The following is a 19560-nucleotide window of genomic DNA, read 5'->3' on the forward strand; positions in this document are numbered from 1 at the left end:
CGATTCAGACGGCGGCCAGCGGCAGGGCACCCGGCCTGACCGGCGCGGGAAGATCGGACTCGCCCATCAGGAAGACGTCGACGGCGTGCGCTGCGCTGCGCCCCTCCGCGATCGCCCACACGATCAACGACGCCCCACGGTGCGCGTCGCCACAGACGAAGACGCCCGGCGAGTCGGTCTGCCAGTCCGACCCGCAGGCCAGCGCACCGCGCCCGTTGAGCTGCAGTCCGAGCCCGCCGAGCAGGGGCATGTGCTCGACCCCCTCGAACCCGATCGCCAGCAGGGCCAGGTCACACGGCAACTCGATCTCGTCACCCACCGGGGTGATCTGCCGTCGGCCGTCGGCGCCCCTCTCCACCTTGACCTCGGCGACCACCATCGCCGTGAGGTGGCCCTTGTCGTCACCGACGAACCGCTGCACCGCCACCTCGTACCGGCGCGCTCCACCTTCGGCGTGCGCCGGCGACGTGCGCAGGACCAAGGGCCACGTGGGCCACGGCGAGCGCGACTCGTCGCGTTGCCCGGGCGGTTCCGGGTTGTAGTCCAGCTGGGTGACCGACGCCGCACCTTGACGGTGCGCGGTACCCAGGCAGTCGGCGCCGGTGTCACCGCCCCCGACGATGACCACGTGCTTGCCTGCCGCGGAGATCGGCGACGGGCCGTCCCCCTCGCACTCCTTGTTCGCGGGCACCAGGTGTTCCATGGCGAGGTGCACGCCCTCGAGTTCGCGTCCCTCGACCTGGTTGTCACGTGACCGCAGCGCACCGACCGCCAGCACCACGGCGTCGTGCTGACGCCGCAACTGCTCGATCGACAGATCGACGCCGACCTCGCAGTCGGTGACGAACCGCGTTCCCTCGGCCCGCATCTGCGCCAACCTCTGGTCGAGCGTCGCCTTCTCCAGCTTGTACTCGGGGATGCCGTAGCGCATCAGGCCGCCGATCCGGTCATCACGCTCGTAAACCGTCACGTGATGTCCGGCGCGGGTGAGCTGTTGAGCTGCAGCCAATCCTGCCGGCCCCGATCCGACGACGGCCACCCCCTTGCCCGTCGAAATGGCCGCGGGTTGCGGTTCGATGATGCCGTCCATCCACGCCTCGTCGGCGATCGACTGCTCGATCCGCTTGATCGTGACGGCTCCGCCCGTCTCCTCCTCGGCGATCGACAGCACGCACGCCGTCTCGCACGGCGCCGGACACAACCGACCCGTGAACTCCGGGAAGTTGTTGGTGGCGTGGAGGCGATCGCTCGCCGCATCCCAACGGCCGCGGCGGACGAGGTCGTTCCACTCCGGGATCAGGTTACCCAGCGGACACCCCGCAGACCCCGAGTGGCAGAACGGGATACCGCAGTCCATGCAGCGTCGCGCCTGCTGGCACACCTCGCCGGCACGTTCGTGCGGGTCCTGGCGTTCGTACACCTCGCGCCAGTCGCCGACCCGTTCGTCGACCGGCCTCTTGGCGGCATCGACCTTCGCGACCTTCAAGAATCCAAAGGGATCAGCCACGGGTGGCCTCCATGATCGCGGTGTCCACGTCACGCCCCTCGGCCTTGGCCATCCGGGTGGCGTGCAGCACCTTCTCGTAGTCGGTGGGCATGATCTTCGTGAATTGCGCACTGCGCCTTGGCCAGTCAGACAATAGCGAGCGCGCCACCGTGCTACCCGTGTACCGACCGTGCCGCGTGACGACGTCGTGCAACCAGGCCAGGTCCTCCGGTTCGAGGCGCTGCAACCCGACCATGTCGGGATTGACCTTCGCCGGGTCCAGGCCCAGCACGTAGGCAATTCCGCCGGACATACCGGCCGCCATGTTGCGACCGGTCGGTCCCAGCACCACGACGCGCCCGCCGGTCATGTACTCGCACGCATGATCTCCGACGCCCTCGACGACGGCCAACGCGCCGGAGTTGCGCGCACCGAACCGTTCGCCGACCGTGCCGCGCAGGAAGACCTCACCGGACGTCGCACCGAACAGCAGGGTGTTACCCGCGATGACGTTGTCCTCGGGAAGAAACAGCACGTCGTCGTGAGGTCGCACGATCACCCGACCACCCGAAAGCCCCTTGCCCACGTAGTCATTGGCATCCCCGATGAGGTCGAGCGTGATTCCCGGCGGGAGGAACGCCCCGATCGACTGACCCGCCGACCCCGTCAGCGTGATGTGGATGGTGTCGTCGGGGAGACCCTGCGCACCGTAGCGACGGGTCACCTCGGCCCCGAGCAGGGTGCCGACCGTCCGGTTGACGTTGCGCACCGGTAACTCCAGACGCACGGGGTGTGCATCCTCGAGTGCGCCCTCCGCGAGCGCGATGATCGTCTGGTCCAGCGCATGATCCAGTGCATGGTCCTGGTCGCGGACCCTGCGTCGCTGCGTCAGCTCGGCGCCGTGCGCGTCCCTGGGGACGGCGAAGATCGGCGTGAGGTCGAGACCCTGACTCTTCCAGTGGGCGACACCCGGTGCGGTGTCGAGCATCTCGACCCGACCGACCGCCTCGTCGATGCTACGGAAACCCATCCGCGCCAAATACTTTCGGACGTCCTCGGCGATGAACGTGAAGAAGTTCTCCACGAACTCGGGCTTGCCGTTGAATCGGGCGCGCAGTTCCGGGTTCTGCGTGGCCACGCCGACGGGACAGGTGTCGAGGTGACACACCCGCATCATGATGCAACCCGCCACCACCAGCGGTGCCGTCGCGAAGCCGTACTCCTCGGCGCCCAGCAGCATGGCCACCATGACGTCTCGCGCCGTGCGCATCCCGCCGTCGCACTGGACGGTGATGCGGTCCCGAAGACCGTTGAGCACCAGCGTCTGCTGCGTGTCGGCTAGGCCGATCTCCCATGGCGCCCCGGCATGCTTCAGCGACGTCAGCGGCGCGGCGCCGGTGCCCCCGTCGTATCCGGAGATCAACACGACGTCTGCGTGCGCCTTGGATACCCCCGCCGCGACGGTGCCCACCCCGACCGAGCTGACCAGCTTGACGTGGATGCGGGCCGACGAGTTGGCGTTCTTCAAATCGTGGATCAGCTGCGCCAGGTCCTCGATGGAGTAGATGTCGTGATGGGGCGGCGGTGAGATCAGCCCGACGCCGGGCGTCGAGTGGCGTGTCTTGGCGATGTTCGGATAGACCTTGTAGCCCGGAAGCTGGCCGCCCTCACCCGGTTTGGCGCCCTGGGCCATCTTGATCTGAATGTCCGTCGCATTGACGAGGTAGTCGCTGGTGACCCCGAAGCGGCCGGACGCCACCTGCTTGACCGCGCTACGCCGCCGCGGGTCGTAGAGCCGGTCCACGTCTTCGCCACCCTCGCCACTATTCGACCGGCCGCCGAGCGCGTTCATCGCGATCGCCATCGTCTCGTGGGCCTCGGCGGAGATGGAGCCGTAGCTCATCGCGCCGGTGTTGAAGCGCGTGACGATCGACTCGACTGATTCGACCTCGTCCAGCGGAACCGGTTCGCGCACGCCCGACTTGAACTCGAACAGGCCACGCAGCGCACCGCCGTCGCGCGCCAGTCGGTTCACTTCCTCGGAGTACTGCTCGAACACCTCGTACCGACCGGTACGCGTCGCATGTTGAAGCAGGAAAACGACTTCCGGCGTGAAGAGGTGCAGTTCACCCTCGCGCCGGAACGCATACTCGCCACCGACCTCGAGGCGACGGTGGACGCGCTCGGTGGGATTCTCGGGATAGGCGCGCCGGTGGCGGAGTTTGACTTCTTCGGCGATGACGTCGAGTCCGATGCCGCCGAGTTGGCTCGGGGTGCCGGTGAGGTATTCGTCCACGACGTCGCGATTGAGCCCGATCGCCTCGAACGCCTGGGCCCCGGTATAGGAGGCGACGGTCGAGATGCCCATCTTGCTCATCACCTTCATGACGCCCTTCCCGAGCGCCTTGAGATAGTTGCGCACCGCCGTCGATGGCTCGACACCCGTGAGCTCACCCTCGCGGATCAAGTCCTCGATCGACTCGAAGGCCAAATACGGGTTGACCGCGGCCGCACCGAAACCGATCAGCATGGCGATGTGGTGGACCTCGCGGGCATCGCCGCTTTCCACCACCAGGGCGACCGTCGTGCGCTCCTTGGTGCGAACGAGGTGATGGTGCACCGCCGACACTGCCAGCAGCGACGGGATCGGCGCCTTGGTGTGGTCGGAGTCCCGGTCGGAGATGACGAGCGTGCGGTACCCCTTCGCGATCGCCTCGCAGGCGCGCAGGCGCAGCTCCTCCAGCGCGTCGGCCAGACCCTCGCCGCCGCGCTCGACGTCGTAGAGGGCGCGCAGGACCTTGGTCTTCAGTCCCGGCTGCTCACCGTCGGCGTTGACGTGAACGATCTTGTTGAGTTCGTCGTTGTCGAGGACCGGCCACTTCAAGCCGATCTGCCGACAGGACGCCGCAGTCGGCTCCAGCAGGTTGTGTTCGGGACCCATGACCCGCGACATGGAGGTGACGACTTCCTCGCGGATGGCGTCGAGCGGCGGGTTGGTCACCTGCGCGAAGAGCTCGACGAAGTAGTCATAGAGCAGCCGTGATCGTTGCGACAGAACCGCGGGTGGGGTGTCGGTTCCCATGGAGCCCAACGGCTCTGCGCCGGAAGCCGCCATCGGCGCGAGCATGATCCGCAGCTCTTCCTCGGTGTAGCCGAACGAGATCTGCCGTCGTACGACGGAGTCGTGGTTGGGCTGCACGCGCGCCCGGTCCGGGAGGGTGGCGAGGTCGAGCAGACCCGAGTGCAGCCATTCGCCGTACGCCTCGGCTGCCGATAGTTCTGCCTTGATCTCGTCGTCGGAGACGATGCGGCCTTCGACGGTGTCGATCAGGAACATCTTGCCGGGTTCGAGCCGCCCCTTGGCAACGATCTCCGACGACGGCACGTCCAGCACCCCGCTCTCGCTGGCGAGGATGATCCGGTCGTCGATGGTGCGCCACCAGCGACCCGGCCGTAAACCGTTGCGGTCCAACACCGCACCGACGACGCTGCCGTCGGTGAACGTCACGCATGCGGGACCGTCCCACGGCTCCATCAACGAGGCGTGGAACTGCCAGAACGCCCGCCGCGCCGGGTCCATGTCGACGTTGTTCTCCCACGCCTCGGGGATCATCATCAGGACTGCGTGCGGGAGGCTGCGACCGCCGAGGTGCAGCAGTTCGAGGACCTGGTCGAAGGAGGCCGAGTCGGACGCCTCGGCGGTACAGATCGGTGACAGTCGCGCCAGATCGCCGGGGATCTGGGCGCTCCCGAGCATCGCCTCGCGGGCGTGCATCCGGTTGCGGTTGCCGCGGACGGTGTTGATCTCGCCGTTGTGGGCAACGAAGCGAAACGGGTGCGCCAAGGACCATGACGGGAAGGTGTTGGTCGAGAACCGGCTGTGCACGATGGCGATGGCGCTGGCGCATCGTTCGTCGCGCAGATCCGAGAAGAATTGCGGCAGTTGCATCGTCGTGAGCATGCCCTTGTAGGCGATGGTGCGGCTCGACAGCGAGGCGAAGTACACCTGGGTCTCTTCGGGACCCTGCTCGGCCAGCTTGCGCACGGGGTAGACGCGACGGTCGAGGTCGATTCCGCCGGGCCTGTTGCCGTTGCGTTCCGGGGCGGCGAGGAACAACTGCGCCATGTAGGGCATGCAGTTGACGGCGGTGACGCCGATGCCGGCGCCGACGGGGTCGACCGGGACCTGGCGCCAGCCGAGCACCTCCAGACCCTCTTCGGCCGCGATCGACTCGATGCGCTGGCACGCCGCCTCACGGGCTGACGATTCCTGCGGCAGGAAGCAGATGCCGACCGCGAAGGTGTTGGCGCCCTGCGGAGTTGGCGTCGGCAGCTCGAAGTCGACGACCTCGCGCAGCAGCTCGACCGGCAACTGCAAGAGGATGCCTGCGCCGTCGCCACTGTTCGGTTCGGCACCCGCCGCCCCACGATGCTCGAGGTGCTCCAGCGCGGTCAGGCCGTCGGCGACGATGGCGTGGGATCGGCGTCCCTTGATGTCGGTGACCATGGCCACGCCACAGGAATCCGCTTCGTTCTCGGGGTCGTAGAGACCCTGAGCTTCTGGCATCGCCGAGAACAACACTCGCAGCACCTCCGCAGTCCGGAAAACGTGTCTCCGGGACTGCAGCGGCCCGAAGCGCAAGTGTATCAGCGGAGCCGCGGAGCTACCCGCCGATAAGCGTCGGGACCAGCGGAAACCCGGGCAGATTGCGGACCACAGTCCACATGACGGCCGCGACGATCACCAGGAAGATGGCGGGTTTGGGCATCAACGTGCGGCCGCCCCGCCAGCGGATGATCATCCATAGAGCGAGAAGCGGGAGACCGACGAGCAGGAATGCGTTGTCCACGATGGCTGCACCGATGTCGCCGTGGAGCAGATCATGAGTCATGCGCAGGCCGCCGCAGCCGGGGCAGTTCCAACCGGTGAGCAGACGGAACGGGCATGGCGGAAAACCGAATCCCGGCGCGTGCGGATCCCGCAGGCCGATGTAGGCCAGGGCGCCAACGAAGATGCCCGCCGTCCCGAGGGTGGCGTAACGGGGTCCCTGATGGCGGGTGGTCTCATCGGGTGTCATCGCGCCATCCAGCATGCCAGACGGCCAGCCGTTAGAAGGGTGGCGGCGGCTGGTCGTCTCGTGCCTCTTGTTCTGCACGAATTCGCGCCTGCTCGCTGAGCCGGTCCGCGTTGCGCTGCCGCTCGTCTGCAAGACGTCGAGCCGTCTCCTCGGCGCGTGTGCGCTGCCGCCTGGGCATCATCTCGGAGCGCCCGGGGTGCGGCAGGATGATCGTGGGCGGGTCCGGCAGCTCCCCGGTCGGCTGCGACAGCGCAGGAAAGTACAGCTGCCCACCCGGCTTGGTGACGTAGACGTGCCCCGTGGGAGCGACCCATTCGACGGTGCCGTCGGGCAGTTGCCTCTCGAACCATCCGCCGGGGCCTACGTAGAACGTCTTCAGCAAGTGATGTTTTCGGCATTCGCACTTCATGTTCGAGGCATGCGTCAATCCGCCCAGCACATAGGGAACCGTGTGGTCGATGTCGCAGAGCGTCGCTGGGACGTCGCAGCCGGGGAACCGGCAGAAGAGGTCGCGGGAGCGCACGAACTCGGCCAGCGCGGTGGATGGTCGGTAACCACACTCGGCGGGAAGGCCGGTCGGAATGACGAGCGGCTTGCGGCGGGCCGTTCTCGCTAGGTCCCGCACCGTGTCAGCGGCGATCGGTCCGAATCCGTCGACGTAGCCGGGCGCCTCGCCGTCGCCATCGACCGTGGACGACTCGGCAATGACGTGAATGACGACCTTCTGGTCCGCGGTGGACTTCTCGGCGGTGCAGTCGTCGCTGCCACACAGGCAGGTCATGAAGTCTTGGCGGTTGGCCAGCGGGCGGACGGCGTCAGCCCGGAGTTGAGCCTTGGTCCGGGGGTCTTTGGGGCAGACGGTGGCCGTCAGTACGTCGATGCGTCCGTCGAATTCGATGGCGTCATTGACGTTGAGGTTGCCCCAGATGCCTGCCATGCCTTGACTCGACGACCTCACGTCGAGATAGCGGTCCTCGGTGGGCTTCTTCGGTTCTCTCACCCACACGGGATCGAAGCGGCCAACCCATGAGTCGATGTATTCGGCGATCTTCTTCCGCGAGTACTTCGTCCAACCGGGCGCTCGGCGGGCCAATTCGGCGTCGATTCTGGCCACGGCATCGTCGTCGTCGATCAACTCCGTGCGGTAGACGATCGCGAATACCATCGCGAGGTCGATGTCACCACGAGCAAAGACGGCGGCTACCCGAGGCAGGCGGTCGCGCAGCGCCTCCCCCACCCTGATTAGGCCCGACGCGCGGGCGGACGTGACGCCGACCGCGGCAGCGATCTCGGCCGCGACGGCTTCCCGGGTATCGATGAAGAAGTACTCGCGTTCACCATCGTCGGCCTGTTGCTTGCGGCGATCCCAGAGCTCGCCGACGGCGCTGAGCCGCCTCGCCTGAACTGCGGACTCGAGCTTCGACGTCGCGATGATGGCATCGACCAGCCCGGCGTCGTCGAGACCACGGACGACCTCGGGCTCGGGCAGATCAATCTCGAACATGTGTTCGATGATGCCGCGTCTCATGCAGCGCCGAAAGCGCCACAGCTCAATCTGTGGATGAACTCGCGTCTGTGGATGAACGCGAGGATCTTCTAGCCGCGACGCCACCAACGACGCCGTGAAGCCTGCCGCGGAGCGGGAGCGGGTGGCGTCACGGTTGGCGCTGCGACGCTAGGAGCTGCGTCAGGCTCGGCCGCGACGTCCTCGGCGACGGCTTCGGCCTCATCGGCACCTTCGACGGCGGCCTCGTGGACCTCGGCGGCGTCGCCTTGCGCAGCCTCCACCTCGCCACCATCAACGGAGCCAAGGCCTTCTTCGGGCGCGGGCTCTTCCGCCGCGACGTCGGCGGCCGCATCAGGCTCGGCGGCCGTGGCTTCGGCATCGTCGGCACCCTCGACGGAAGCTTCGCGGACCTCGGCTGCATCGGCTTGTTCAGCCTCAACCTCGCCACCATCAACGGAGCCAAGACCCGCTTCCGGCGCGGGCTCTTCCGCCGCCACCTCGGCGGCCGCATCAGGCTCGGCGGCCATGGCGTCCTCGGCCGTGGACTGGGCGGCATCGGCACCCACGACGGCAGCCTCGTGAACCTCCGCGGCATCGCCCTGCGCAGCCTCCACCTCGCCACCATCAACGGAGCCAAGACCGGCTTCGGGCGCAGGCTCTTCCGCCGCCACGTCCTCAGCGGCAGCCTCATGAACCTCGGCTGCATCGGCTTGCGCAGCCTCAACCTCGCCACCATCAACGGAGCCGAGGTCGGCTTCCGGCGCGGGCTCTTCCGCCGCCACGTCGGCGGCCGCATCAGGCTCGGCGGCCATGGCCTCGGCATCATCGGCACCCCCGACGGCAGCCTCGTGAACCTCGGCGGCGTCGGCTTGCGCAGCCTCTTCCGCCGCCACCTCGGCGACTGCATCAGGCTCGGCAGCGACGTCTTCAGCGACCGACTCGGCCTCGTCGGCACCCTCGACGGCGGCCTCGTGGACCACGGCGGCGTCTTCTTGCGCAGCTTCAACCTCGCCACCGTCAACGGAACCAAGGCCGGCTTCGGGCGCGGGCGTTTCGGCGACGACCTCGGCGGCCGCATCAGGCTCGGCCGCGACGTCCTCGGCCGCGGCTTCGGCATCGTCGACACCCTCGACCGCGGCCTCGTGGACCTCGGCCGCGTCAGCTTGCGCCGCCTCGACCTCGCTGCCATCGACGGACCCAAGCCCGGCTTCCGGCGCGGCGGTTGAATCTTCGGCCGCGACCTCGTCTGCCACGGTCTCGGCCTCGGCAGCCGCTTCCACGGCCGCCTCGTGCGCTTCGGGTGCGGCGACCTCCGCAGCGCGAGCGTCCTCACCCTCGACAGCGCCGAGACCTGCTTCCGGCTGGTCAGCTGCGTCACCTGCGGCGGCGAACGCCTCCGCCTCGGCGATGTCCTCCGACGGGGCCGTCTCGACCTGCTCGGTCAGATCCTCCGCCTCCGCAGCAGCCTCCGACGCGGTGCCGGGCGGCGCCTCTGCCCGGTCCTCGTCCCCGGCGACCTTGGCCGCCGCAACCACGCCCGACGTCGCTGTAACGGCGACCAACTCAGCACCCAACTCGTCGAGCAGCGTCTCGTCGGGTGCGTTGCCGCGCAAGGTTGCCGGATCTTCGCGGCCCTTGGGCGCCACCATGATGTAGATGACCGCACCGATGAACACGAACGTCGAGGTGAAGGTGTTCACCCGGATGCCCGCGATGAGCGTGGCAGTGTCGCTGCGCATCAACTCGACCCAGAACCGGCCGACGCAGTATCCCGCCACGTAAAGCGCGAACAGGCGGCCGTGACCAAGCTTGAAACGGCGGTCGGCCCAGAGCAGAACGGCGAAGATGAGCACGTTCCATAGGAGCTCGTACAGGAACGTGGGATGCACGACCGCGTACACCTGGCCCGTCGACACCCCATCGAGGGAGTGCGGGCTGACCACGCCCGACGGGTCCAACCGGTCATAGATCGTCAGACCCCAGGGCAGATCCGTCTCGCGGCCGTAGAGCTCCTGGTTGAAGTAGTTGCCCAGCCGCCCGAGGGCCTGCGCCAAGATGATGCCCGGCGCAACTGCATCGCCGAAGGCGGGCAACGGGATTCCCCGGTGCCGGCAAGCGATCCACGCGCCGACGGCGCCCAGGGCCACGGCGCCCCAGATGCCCAGGCCGCCATCCCAAATCCGCAGGGCCGCTGCGAAACCCGCACCGTCGGGGCCAAAGTACTTCGGCCAGTCCGTCATGACGTGGTACAGCCGACCGCCGATCAGACCGAACGGCACCGCCCACAACGCCACGTCGTAGATGACGCCACGTTCGCCACCACGCGCCTCCCACCGACGATCGCCGATGACCAGGGCCGCCACGATGCCAGCGATGATGCACAGGGCGTAGGCCCGGATCGGAACGAACCCGAGGTGCCACACCCCCTGCGACGGACTCGGGATGAGGGCCAAAACGGTTGTCGTCACTCAGAAATCCTCTGTCGCACACCCTCGGCGAGTTCTTCGGTCAGTGCCCTCAGTGCTGGTAAGCCGTCAGTCAGTGCCGTCACCAGTGCGGATCCGACGATCACGCCATCGGCGTAAGAGCCGATCTGCGCCGCCTGCTCGCGCGACCGCACGCCAAGCCCGACGCCCACAGGGATATCCGAGACCTCGCGGACGCGCCGCACCAACTCCGGCGCGAGGTCCGACACGGCATCACGGGCACCCGTCACGCCCATCGTGGAAGCGGCGTAGACGAATCCGTGCGACGCCGACACCGTCGCGGACAGACGTTCCGGCGTCGATGACGGCGCCACCAGGAAGATTCGGTCCAGACCATGTTCGTCGGACGCGTGAATCCATTCGTCGGCTTCGTCTGGGATGAGGTCCGGGGTGATCAGACCCAGGCCGCCGGCCGACGCGAGATCGCGCGCGAAGGCATCGATCCCCCAGCGCAGGACCGGGTTCCAGTACGTCATGACGACCGCGCTTCCACCCGCATTGCTGATGGCCTCCACGGCCGACAGCGCATCCCGCACCCGCACGCCACCCTGCAGCGCCACCTGCGTCGCCGCGGCGATGGTCGGGCCGTCCATCCCAGGATCGGAATACGCGACGCCGACTTCGATGATGTCGCAACCAGATTCGACCATCGCCGTCATCGCCGCAATGGAGGTTTCGACGTCCGGGAAGCCGGTGGGGAGGTAGCCGATGAGCGCGGACCGCTGCTCAGCCCGGCACTCCGCGAATACCGTCGACAGCCCGCCGGCCGTCACGGCGTCCCCTGATCGTCGAAGAGGCCGAACCACTTGGCGGCGGTCTCGACGTCCTTGTCACCGCGGCCGGACAGGTTGATCAGGATGATCGAACCGGGGCCGAGTTCCACGCCGAGTTCGAGGGCACCCGCCACGGCGTGTGCGGACTCGATCGCCGGGATGATCCCCTCGGTCCGAGACAACAGCGAGAACGCGTCCATCGCCTGGGTGTCGGTGATCGGACGGTACTCGGCGCGACCGGCGTCCTTCAGGAAGGCGTGCTCCGGGCCGACGCCTGGGTAGTCGAGACCGGCTGAGATGGAATGAGATTCGACGGTCTGGCCGTCCTCGTCCTGCAACAGGTAGGAGAACGAGCCCTGGAACGCGCCGGGCGTGCCACCGGCAAAGGTGGCGGCGTGCCGGCCCGTCTCTACGCCGTCACCCGCAGCCTCGTATCCGATCAGCCGGACGCCGGGATCGTCGAGGAAGGCATGGAAGACGCCGATGGCGTTGGATCCCCCGCCGATGCACGCGGTCACCGCGTCGGGGAGCCGGCCCGCCTGGTCGAGGATCTGAACCCGAGCCTCCATGCCGATCACGCGCTGGAAGTCGCGCACCATGGTGGGGAACGGGTGCGGGCCCGCCGCGGTACCGAAGCAGTAGTACGTGTCGTCGGCGTTGGCGACCCAGTCCCGGAAGGTCTCGTTGATCGCGTCCTTCAGCGTCTTCGAACCAGATTCGACGGCCACCACCTCGGCACCGAGCAGTCGCATCCGGGCGACGTTGAGGGCTTGACGCGCGGTGTCGACGGCGCCCATGTAGATCACGCACCTCAGGCCCAGCAGTGCGCAGGCCGTGGCGGAGGCCACGCCGTGCTGACCGGCGCCCGTCTCGGCGATGATGCGGGTCTTGCCCATCTGCTTGGCGAGGAGCGCCTGGCCGAGCACGTTGTTGATCTTGTGAGAACCCGTGTGGTTCAGATCTTCCCGTTTCAGGAAGATCCGTGCGCCACCGGCGTACTCACTGAGCCGCTCCGCCTCGTAGAGCGGGGACGGGCGTCCCGTGTAATGCCGCTGCAGTCGGTCGAGTTCGTCGAGGAACGTCTGGTCGGTCCTGGCCTTCTCGTAAGCCGCGGTCACCTCTTCGATGACCGCCATGAGCGCCTCGGGAACCAGCCGCCCGCCATAGGGACCGAAGTGCCCCTTGGCGTCGGGGTCGTGCGTCGTTGGTTCGGCGATGGCTGCGCTGGAACGCGGCAGCTCCGGGCCTACGAATTCGGCCACTGTGTCAGCGCGACGGTTTCGGGCAGGACGGGTGCGTGCCTGCGGTGACGAGATCGGCCACGGCGCTGCGGGGATCACCACTGGTGACCAGTCCCTCACCGACGAGAACGGCGTCGGCCCCGGCTCCTGCATACGCGAGCAGGTCGGCGGTGCCCCGAACGCCGGACTCGGCGATCCGGATGACGTTGGAGGGCAGGCCCGGGGCGATGCGGGCGAAGCAGTCCCGATCCACCTCGAGAGTCTTGAGATCGCGTGCGTTGACACCGATCACGCGGGCGCCTGCCTGCAGAGCACGGTCGGCTTCCTCCTCGGTGTGGACCTCGACGAGAGCGGTCATCCCCAGCGATTCCGTGCGATCGATCATCGACACCAGCGCCGACTGCTCGAGTGCCGCCACGATCAACAGCAGCATGTCGGCACCGTGGGCGCGGGCCTCGTGAATCTGGTAGGGGCCGACGATGAAGTCCTTGCGCAGCACGGGGATCGTCACCGCGGCACGGACGGCGTCGAGATCGTCGAGCGAGCCGTTGAAACGGCGTTGCTCGGTCAGGACGCTGATGACCCTGGCTCCGCCGTCCTGGTACGCGCGTGCCAACTTGGCCGGGTCCGAGATGGTGGCGAGCTCACCGCGCGACGGGCTGGCGCGCTTCACCTCGGCGATGACACCGATGCCGTCGGCCCGCAGCGCCGCCATCACGTCGAGGGCAGCGCGGGCGTCCTTGGCCTTTTGCTTGACCTCGACCAAGGTCACGAGCGCCTCACGAGCGGCTACGTCGGCCCGAACTCCCTCGATGATGGAGTCGAGCACGGTCCCCGAACTCATCAGCCGTCGCTCCCGATTCTTGCCCTCTGGAAGTCCCAGGTGAACTCCTCCGGAAAGGGTAGTCGCCAGCGCCACACGGGCTGTCACCGCCCCTCGTTGTCCGAATTCGTCGGGTCGCGGCCCTCGTCGAGCGCATCCCAGATCATCCGTTCGGACATGTCGTCGTCGGCGCTCTCCTGCCGCGCAGCCTCCCGCTTCACCGCCGGCGCCGCGTACTTCCCGGACGTCATCGCGGTGTCCGTGCCGCTCCTGGCCGCCGACCGCATTAGCAGTACGGAGCCGATCAGGGCGCACACCGCGGCCGCCAGCGTCACCACCGCGCCCCCGTGGTGGCGTTGGGTGCCGATCAGCGCGGTGATCGGGATCTGCGCCAGGTCCGCCGCCCGCGGGGCGACGTCGCGGACGACCCATAGACCGACTCCCAGATAGCCCATGCCGATCGTCGCGACCGCGACGAGCGCGCCCACGAGTCGCAATATCCACCCGTGTACCGCGAGCGCGGCGACGGCGGCGGCGAGGGTGACCAAGGCCAGGGGCACCAGGGCGGTGGACCAGGACGCGCCGTTCAGCGTCGTCGACTTCGGCTGCCCGAGGCCGTCGAACGACGTCACGTCTACCCACGTCATCCGCGAGGCCACCCACAGCGCCAGCGCGGACAGCACGAGCAGGAGCTGCGCGACGCGGGTCACGGCTCACTCAGGGTCTCGGCGGCGGCGATCGCGTTGAGCACCGCACGCGCCTTGTTCGAGGCCTCGTCGAATTCGTACTGGCCGTTCGAGTCGGCGACGACACCGCCGCCCGCTTGCACGTATGCGGTGCCGTCCCGCATGAGCGCGGTCCTGATGGCGATCGCGAAATCGGCGTTGCCCGCGAAGTCGAGGTACCCCAGGACGCCCCCATACAGGCCGCGCCGGGTCTTCTCGACCTCTTCGATGAGCTCCATCGCCCGCACCTTGGGCGCCCCCGACAGCGTGCCGGCCGGGAAGCAGGCCGTGATGGCGTCGAGTGCTGTCTTGCCGTCGGCCAGATGTCCCGTGACGGTCGACACGAGATGCATGACGTGGCTGTAACGCTCGATGTGGCTGTAGTCCTCCACGCGAACGGTGCCGGGGACGCACACCCGCCCGAGGTCGTTGCGGCCGAGGTCCACCAGCATCAGGTGCTCGGCCCGTTCCTTCTCGTCGGCCAGGAGCTCCTTCTCCAGCAGCACGTCCTCCTCCTCGGTCGCACCGCGCCAGCGCGTGCCAGCGATCGGATGGGTCGTCGCCTTGCCGTCGCTGACCGTCACCAGGGCCTCGGGACTGGACCCGACAACCGAGAAATCAAGTTCGCCAACACTATTGGGGACGTTCAGTAAGTACATGTACGGACTGGGGTTGGTGACCCGCAGCAGCCGGTACACGTCGATGGGATCGGCGGAGGTGTCCATCTCGAAGCGCTGCGACGGCACCACCTGGAACGCCTCCCCCGCCTCGATGTCACCGACGAGCTTCTCCACGATCGCCGAGTACTCCTCGACGGTGCGCTGGGCGCGCTGGCGGGGTTCCGGCCTGCCGAAGGTCGCGACGGCCGACGCGAGCGGCTCGCCGAGCGCCGTGGTCATGACGTCCAACCGCCCCACCGCCTCGTCGTAGGCCTGATCCACGTGCTCGTCGGTGCCATTCCAATTGACCGCGTTGGCGATCAACGTGATCGTGCCCTCGTGATGGTCGACCGCGGCGATGTCCGTCGCCAGGAGCAGAAGCATGTCCGGCAGGTGCAGATCGTCGACGGCGAGTTCGGGTAGACGTTCCAGCCGGCGCACCATGTCGTAGGCGAAGAAGCCGACCAGTCCACTCGACAGCGGCGGAAGTCCGGGCAGCGCCGCGGTGGCCAACACCTCGAGGGTGGTGCGCAGCGCCTTCAGCGGATCGCCCCCGGTCGGAGCGCCCTGCGGGGTGACGCCGAGCCACACCGCCTGATCGTCACGCACGGTCAGCGCCGACGGAGAACCGGCGCCGATGAACGACCACCGGGACCAGGACCGGCCGTTCTCCGCGGACTCCAGCAGGAACGTGCCCGGCCGGTTGCCGGCGAGCTTGCGGTACGCCGACAGGGGCGTCTCGCTGTCGGCGAGCACCTTTCGCGTCACGGGAACCACGCGGTGCTCGGCGGCCAGCACCCGGAAGTCCTCGCGTGACGTCGTCATGGCGAGGTGGGCGGCCGGTGACGCGACCTGGGGATGTCCTTGCACGAGACGATCCTCCCAGATCGGCGCGGGTGAACTGACCCGGGAAGGCACGAGCAAGCCCGTTCCTCGTTCTGGCGTAGCGTGACGCCCATGAAACGTGGTGACAAGGTTGCCGAGTTCGAACTGCCCGATCAGACCGGCACCGTCCGCAGTCTGACGAGGCTCCTCGCGGACGGCCCGATCGTGCTGTTCTTCTATCCGGCGGCGATGACGCCCGGGTGCACGAAGGAAGCCTGCCACTTCCGCGATCTCGCCTCGGAATTCGCCTCGGTCGGGGCGAACCGGGTGGGCATCTCCACCGATGCAGTCGCCAAGCAGGCGAAGTTCGCCGAGATGCAGAAGTTCGACTATCCGCTCCTCTCGGACTCCGAGGGCACCGTAGCCGCTCAGTTCGGCGTCAAGCGCGGCCTGCTCGGCAAGCTGATGCCGGTCAAGCGGACCACGTTCGTGATCGATACCGACCGCACCGTCCTCGACGTCATCGCCAGCGAGCTCAGCATGGACACCCACGCGGACAAGGCACTCGAGGTGCTGCGTTCCCGGTGAAACCCGTTCTGCAGCTTGACGATGTGACGTTCCGCCGTGACGGCAAACAGATCATCGACGGTATCTCGCTGACGGTGAACGAAGGCGAACACTGGGCGTTGCTCGGGCCCAACGGCGCGGGCAAGAGCACGCTGCTCGGTTTTTGCGGCGCCGTCACCTTTCCCAGCTCCGGCAGCGTACGGATACTCGGAGAACAGATGGGACGGACCGACCTCGCGGCGCTGCGACGCTCCATTGGCCACGTCAACCCGCGCCACCGACTTCAGCACCCGCGGACCGTGCGGGAAGTCGTGCTGACGGGCATCACCGGAACCAACGACCTGCCGCTGCGCTGGACGCCCACCTCGGACGACGTCGACCGCGCCGACGCCATGGTGGAGACCGTCGGACTGACCCGCATCGCGAGCAGCGTGTGGCCAACGCTGTCGCAGGGCGAACGTGGTCGGACGCTGATCGCGCGGGCACTCATCTCCGGCGCCCGCCTGCTCCTGCTCGACGAGCCGTCGACCGGGCTCGACGTCGCCGCCCGCGAGCAGCTTCTGGAGACCATCGACTCACTCGGCGAGGCACATCCCGACGTCGCTTCGATCCTCGTCACCCACCACCTCGAGGAGCTTCCGAGCACGACGACCCATGCCCTGCTCATCGCCGAGGGGCGGACGGTGGCGATCGGCACGGCGCAGGACACCGTCACCACCGACAACGTCACGGCGGCGTTCTCGCACCCCGTGCAGGTGGCCTACGACAGCGGCCGGTGGACTGCGCGAGCCAAGGCAACCCGAATGGAGATCTGACGCTCGATGGCTGGACACGACGCGTACGCCTATCGACCTACCGACGGGACGGGGCTACCTCACGACCCGTTCAACGCCATCGTCGGACCGCGCCCCATCGGGTGGATCTCGTCGTTGAGCGCGACCGGCGTCCCCAATCTGGCGCCGTACAGCTTCTTCAATGGATTCAACTATCGACCGCCGCTGATCGGCTTCTCGTCGATTGGTTGGAAGGACTCCGTCGCCAACGTCGACAGCACCGGAGAGTTCGTCTGGAACCTCGCGACGCGAGATCTCGCCGGCGCGATGAACGAGACGTCCGCGTCGGTGCCGTCGGACTCCGACGAGTTCGAGCGGGCCGGACTCACGCCCATACCGTCCACGGTGATCGCTGCGCCACGCGTTCTGGAGAGCCCGGTCAACTTCGAATGCAAACTCACCCAACTGATTCAGCTGCGTGACGTCGACGGTGGCGAGGTTCCCGCCTGGCTGGTTCTCGGGCAGGTCGTCGCCGTGCACATCGACCGGCATCTTCTGGTCGACGGCGTCTACGACACGGCAGCCGCGCGCCCGATCCTGCGCGCCGGGGGGCCGGCCGACTACGCCGAGGTCACACCCGACGCCATGTTCGCCATGACGCGACCCGACGACCGCGGCTAGGCCTCAGCTCTCGGGCGCCAGGATCTCGTCGGCGTCGAAGCAGCTGTGCTCGCCGGTGTGGCAGGCAGCGCCGACCTGATCGACCTCGAGCAACACGGTGTCACCGTCGCAGTCCAGACGCACCGAGTGCACGTACTGCGTGTGCCCCGACGTCTCGCCCTTGACCCACTGCTCCCCGCGCGAGCGTGAGTAGTAGGTCGCCTTGCGGGTCGCGAGCGTGTGAGCGAGCGCGTCGTCGTTCATCCACGCCACCATGAGCACCTGACCGGTCCCACGCTCCTGCGCGACGGCGGCGAACAGGCCGTTGGCGTCGCGCTTGAGACGGTTGGCAATCGAGTCGTTCAGAGTCATCGCACCACGATCCCTTCCGCCGCCATCGCCGCCTTCACCTGGCCGATGGTCAGCTCCTTGAAGTGAAAGATGGTGGCTGCCAATACCGCATCCGCGCCAGCCTGTACGGCGGGCGCGAAGTGGTCCACCGCTCCGGCGCCACCGCTGGCGATCACCGGCACGCTCACCGCCTCGCGCACGGCGCGCAACATCTTCAGATCGAACCCGGCCTTGGTGCCATCGGCGTCCATCGAGTTGAGCAGGATCTCGCCGACGCCGAGTTCGGCGCCCCGACGCGCCCACTCGATGGCATCGATACCGGTGCCGCGCCTGCCGCCATGCGTGGTCACTTCCCACCCGGACGGCGTCGGCTCGGCACCCTCGGGAACGGTGCGGGCGTCGACGGAGAGCACTATGCACTGCGACCCGAACTGTCGGGACAGCTCGGCAAGGAGCTCGGGTCGGGCGATTGCGGCGGTATTCACCGACACCTTGTCCGCACCGGCCCGCAGCAGGGTGTCGACGTCGGCGACCGATCGAACGCCGCCGCCAACCGTCAGCGGGATGAACACCTGTTCGGCCGTCCGGCGGACCACCTCCAGCATCGTGCTGCGCCCCGCCGACGATGCCGTCACGTCCAGGAACGTCAGCTCGTCGGCGCCCTCGGCATCATATGCCGCCGCCAACTCGACGGGATCGCCTGCATCTCTGAGGTTTTCGAAGTTCACGCCCTTGACCACCCGGCCGTCGTCGACGTCGAGACAGGGGATCACGCGGACCGCGACGTCCATCAGTGCTCGCCTGGTGCGCCGACGCCCGCCGCGATCTCCAGGATCCGGGCGTGCACGCTCGGCACTCCCGCTACCGCCGAACGCGACGCCGGGGTCCACTCCTCGCCGGCGAGGTCGGTGACGACGCCCCCGGCCGCGCGGACAAGGGCCACACCCGCGGCGTGGTCCCACACGTGGTGCCCGAAGCTGACGGCGCCACCGAGCACCCCCGCGGCGGCGTAGGCGAAGTCGATACCCGTCGAACCGTGCATCCGGACCCGGGAACACGTCCGGCTCAACTGCTCCAGGAACGCCATCCGATACCGGCCGGGGAACTCGCCACGCGAATCGACGTTGAACGTTCCGATGCCGAGGATCGAGTCGCTCAGCTCGACCGGCTCCAGCGCGGGCTGGGCAATTCCGTTGGCGTACAACGGTCCCGAAAGTACCGCGGTGTAGCGAAGGTCCATGAACGGGAGCCAGGTGAGTCCGGCCACCGGCACTCCGTCGCGCAGCAGACCCAACAGGATGGCGGCCGTCGGCAAGCCCGCCGCGTAGTTGAAGGTGCCGTCGATGGGGTCGAGGACCCACACCAGATGCGAGTCGATCGGTGCGCCGCCAAACTCCTCGCCGTGCACCCCGATTCCGGTGGCCTCCTCGAGCGCGAGCACCACCTGGCGTTCGATGGCGAGGTCGACCTCGGTGGCGAAGTCATTGCCCAGCTTGGCGACCGCCGACTGCGCGCGATGACCTTCGATGAAGGGTTTCGCGGCGACGTCGAGAATGACGGTTGCCTCGGCGACGAGCCCCGCGAGGTCCGTCTCATCCAGTGCCAT

At 67.9% G+C, this 19560-nt stretch carries 16 protein-coding genes; 3 read left to right on the forward strand and 13 right to left on the reverse strand.

Going from position 1 to position 19560, the window contains the following annotated elements:
- Window positions 1-4 precede the first annotated feature (4 nt).
- The 10 genes from QUE68_RS15270 to QUE68_RS15315 form a co-directional block, all read right to left on the reverse strand.
- Entirely contained in the window at window positions 5-1507 is a 1503-nt protein-coding gene (locus QUE68_RS15270; protein ID WP_286274106.1) for a glutamate synthase subunit beta, read from the reverse strand.
- A complete protein-coding gene (gene gltB / locus QUE68_RS15275) occupies window positions 1500-6068 on the reverse strand; it encodes a glutamate synthase large subunit (RefSeq protein ID WP_286274107.1) in 4569 nt (1522 codons plus the stop codon). Before gltB ends, QUE68_RS15270 begins: the two co-directional genes overlap by 8 nt.
- Before the next feature lie 82 nt (window positions 6069-6150).
- On the reverse strand, window positions 6151-6564 hold the full coding sequence (locus tag QUE68_RS15280) for a DUF2752 domain-containing protein (RefSeq protein WP_286274108.1): 414 nt from the start codon (window positions 6562-6564) through the stop codon (window positions 6151-6153).
- A gap of 31 nt (window positions 6565-6595) precedes the next feature.
- Entirely contained in the window at window positions 6596-8068 is a 1473-nt protein-coding gene (locus tag QUE68_RS15285) for an HNH endonuclease signature motif containing protein (RefSeq protein WP_286274109.1), read from the reverse strand.
- Window positions 8069-8160: 92 nt separating this feature from the next.
- Window positions 8161-10539, reverse strand: coding sequence for a prolipoprotein diacylglyceryl transferase (gene lgt / locus QUE68_RS15290; protein WP_286274111.1), 2379 nt, complete (start codon window positions 10537-10539; stop codon window positions 8161-8163).
- The gene (gene trpA / locus QUE68_RS15295; RefSeq protein WP_286274112.1) at window positions 10536-11330 is read right to left on the reverse strand and encodes a tryptophan synthase subunit alpha; all 795 of its coding nucleotides are present in this window, start codon (window positions 11328-11330) and stop codon (window positions 10536-10538) included. Before trpA ends, lgt begins: the two co-directional genes overlap by 4 nt.
- Entirely contained in the window at window positions 11327-12592 is a 1266-nt protein-coding gene (trpB, locus tag QUE68_RS15300; protein WP_284226906.1) for a tryptophan synthase subunit beta, read from the reverse strand. Before trpB ends, trpA begins: the two co-directional genes overlap by 4 nt.
- Window positions 12593-12596: 4 nt before the next feature.
- Window positions 12597-13415, reverse strand: coding sequence for an indole-3-glycerol phosphate synthase TrpC (trpC, locus tag QUE68_RS15305; RefSeq protein WP_284226908.1), 819 nt, complete (start codon window positions 13413-13415; stop codon window positions 12597-12599).
- An 83-nt stretch (window positions 13416-13498) separates the two neighbouring features.
- On the reverse strand, window positions 13499-14104 hold the full coding sequence (locus QUE68_RS15310) for a TIGR02234 family membrane protein (protein WP_286274113.1): 606 nt from the start codon (window positions 14102-14104) through the stop codon (window positions 13499-13501).
- Window positions 14101-15603 (reverse strand): anthranilate synthase component I, encoded by a 1503-nt coding sequence (locus QUE68_RS15315; RefSeq protein ID WP_286275837.1) that lies wholly within the window; start codon window positions 15601-15603, stop codon window positions 14101-14103. Before QUE68_RS15315 ends, QUE68_RS15310 begins: the two co-directional genes overlap by 4 nt.
- A 132-nt stretch (window positions 15604-15735) precedes the next feature.
- Between QUE68_RS15315 and QUE68_RS15320 the strand changes: the two genes are divergently transcribed.
- The 3 genes from QUE68_RS15320 to QUE68_RS15330 are packed head-to-tail and all read left to right on the forward strand — an operon-like array spanning window position 15736 to window position 17624.
- Complete coding sequence (locus QUE68_RS15320) at window positions 15736-16191, forward strand: peroxiredoxin (RefSeq protein WP_455012163.1); 456 nt, start codon at window positions 15736-15738, stop codon at window positions 16189-16191.
- Complete coding sequence (locus tag QUE68_RS15325; RefSeq protein ID WP_284226911.1) at window positions 16188-16985, forward strand: ABC transporter ATP-binding protein; 798 nt, start codon at window positions 16188-16190, stop codon at window positions 16983-16985. The genes QUE68_RS15320 and QUE68_RS15325 overlap by 4 nt, the downstream gene beginning before the upstream one ends.
- 6 nt (window positions 16986-16991) lie before the next feature.
- Window positions 16992-17624, forward strand: coding sequence for a flavin reductase family protein (locus QUE68_RS15330; RefSeq protein WP_284235917.1), 633 nt, complete (start codon window positions 16992-16994; stop codon window positions 17622-17624).
- Window positions 17625-17627: 3 nt separating this feature from the next.
- Here QUE68_RS15330 and hisI read toward each other — a convergent pair whose 3' ends face one another.
- Genes hisI through QUE68_RS15345 form a run of 3 tightly spaced genes read right to left on the reverse strand, consistent with a single transcriptional unit; the run spans window position 17628 to window position 19560 of the window.
- On the reverse strand, window positions 17628-17975 hold the full coding sequence (gene hisI, locus QUE68_RS15335) for a phosphoribosyl-AMP cyclohydrolase (RefSeq protein ID WP_284226913.1): 348 nt from the start codon (window positions 17973-17975) through the stop codon (window positions 17628-17630).
- Complete coding sequence (gene hisF, locus QUE68_RS15340; protein ID WP_286274115.1) at window positions 17972-18745, reverse strand: imidazole glycerol phosphate synthase subunit HisF; 774 nt, start codon at window positions 18743-18745, stop codon at window positions 17972-17974. The genes hisI and hisF overlap by 4 nt, the downstream gene beginning before the upstream one ends.
- Window positions 18745-19560, reverse strand: a complete 816-nt coding sequence (locus QUE68_RS15345; RefSeq protein WP_284226916.1) for an inositol monophosphatase family protein — start codon at window positions 19558-19560, stop codon at window positions 18745-18747. Before QUE68_RS15345 ends, hisF begins: the two co-directional genes overlap by 1 nt.

This window comes from Mycolicibacterium sp. TUM20985 (genome assembly GCF_030295745.1).
Classification (GTDB): domain Bacteria; phylum Actinomycetota; class Actinomycetes; order Mycobacteriales; family Mycobacteriaceae; genus Mycobacterium.

Bases quoted from the DNA above. Each gene is read 5' to 3' on its own strand.
- QUE68_RS15280 (WP_286274108.1), bottom strand. From the start codon at position 6,564: ATGACACCCGATGAGACCACCCGCCATCAGGGACCCCGTTACGCCACC.
- QUE68_RS15285 (WP_286274109.1), bottom strand. From the start codon at position 8,068: ATGTTCGAGATTGATCTGCCCGAGCCCGAGGTCGTCCGTGGTCTCGAC.
- trpC (WP_284226908.1), bottom strand. From the start codon at position 13,415: ATGAGTTCGGGGACCGTGCTCGACTCCATCATCGAGGGAGTTCGGGCC.
- QUE68_RS15315 (WP_286275837.1), bottom strand. From the start codon at position 15,603: ATGACGACGTCACGCGAGGACTTCCGGGTGCTGGCCGCCGAGCACCGC.
- QUE68_RS15320 (WP_455012163.1), top strand. From the start codon at position 15,736: ATGAAACGTGGTGACAAGGTTGCCGAGTTCGAACTGCCCGATCAGACC.
- QUE68_RS15330 (WP_284235917.1), top strand. From the start codon at position 16,992: ATGGCTGGACACGACGCGTACGCCTATCGACCTACCGACGGGACGGGG.
- hisI (WP_284226913.1), bottom strand. From the start codon at position 17,975: ATGACTCTGAACGACTCGATTGCCAACCGTCTCAAGCGCGACGCCAAC.
- hisF (WP_286274115.1), bottom strand. From the start codon at position 18,745: ATGGACGTCGCGGTCCGCGTGATCCCCTGTCTCGACGTCGACGACGGC.
- QUE68_RS15345 (WP_284226916.1), bottom strand. From the start codon at position 19,560: ATGGCACTGGATGAGACGGACCTCGCGGGGCTCGTCGCCGAGGCAACC.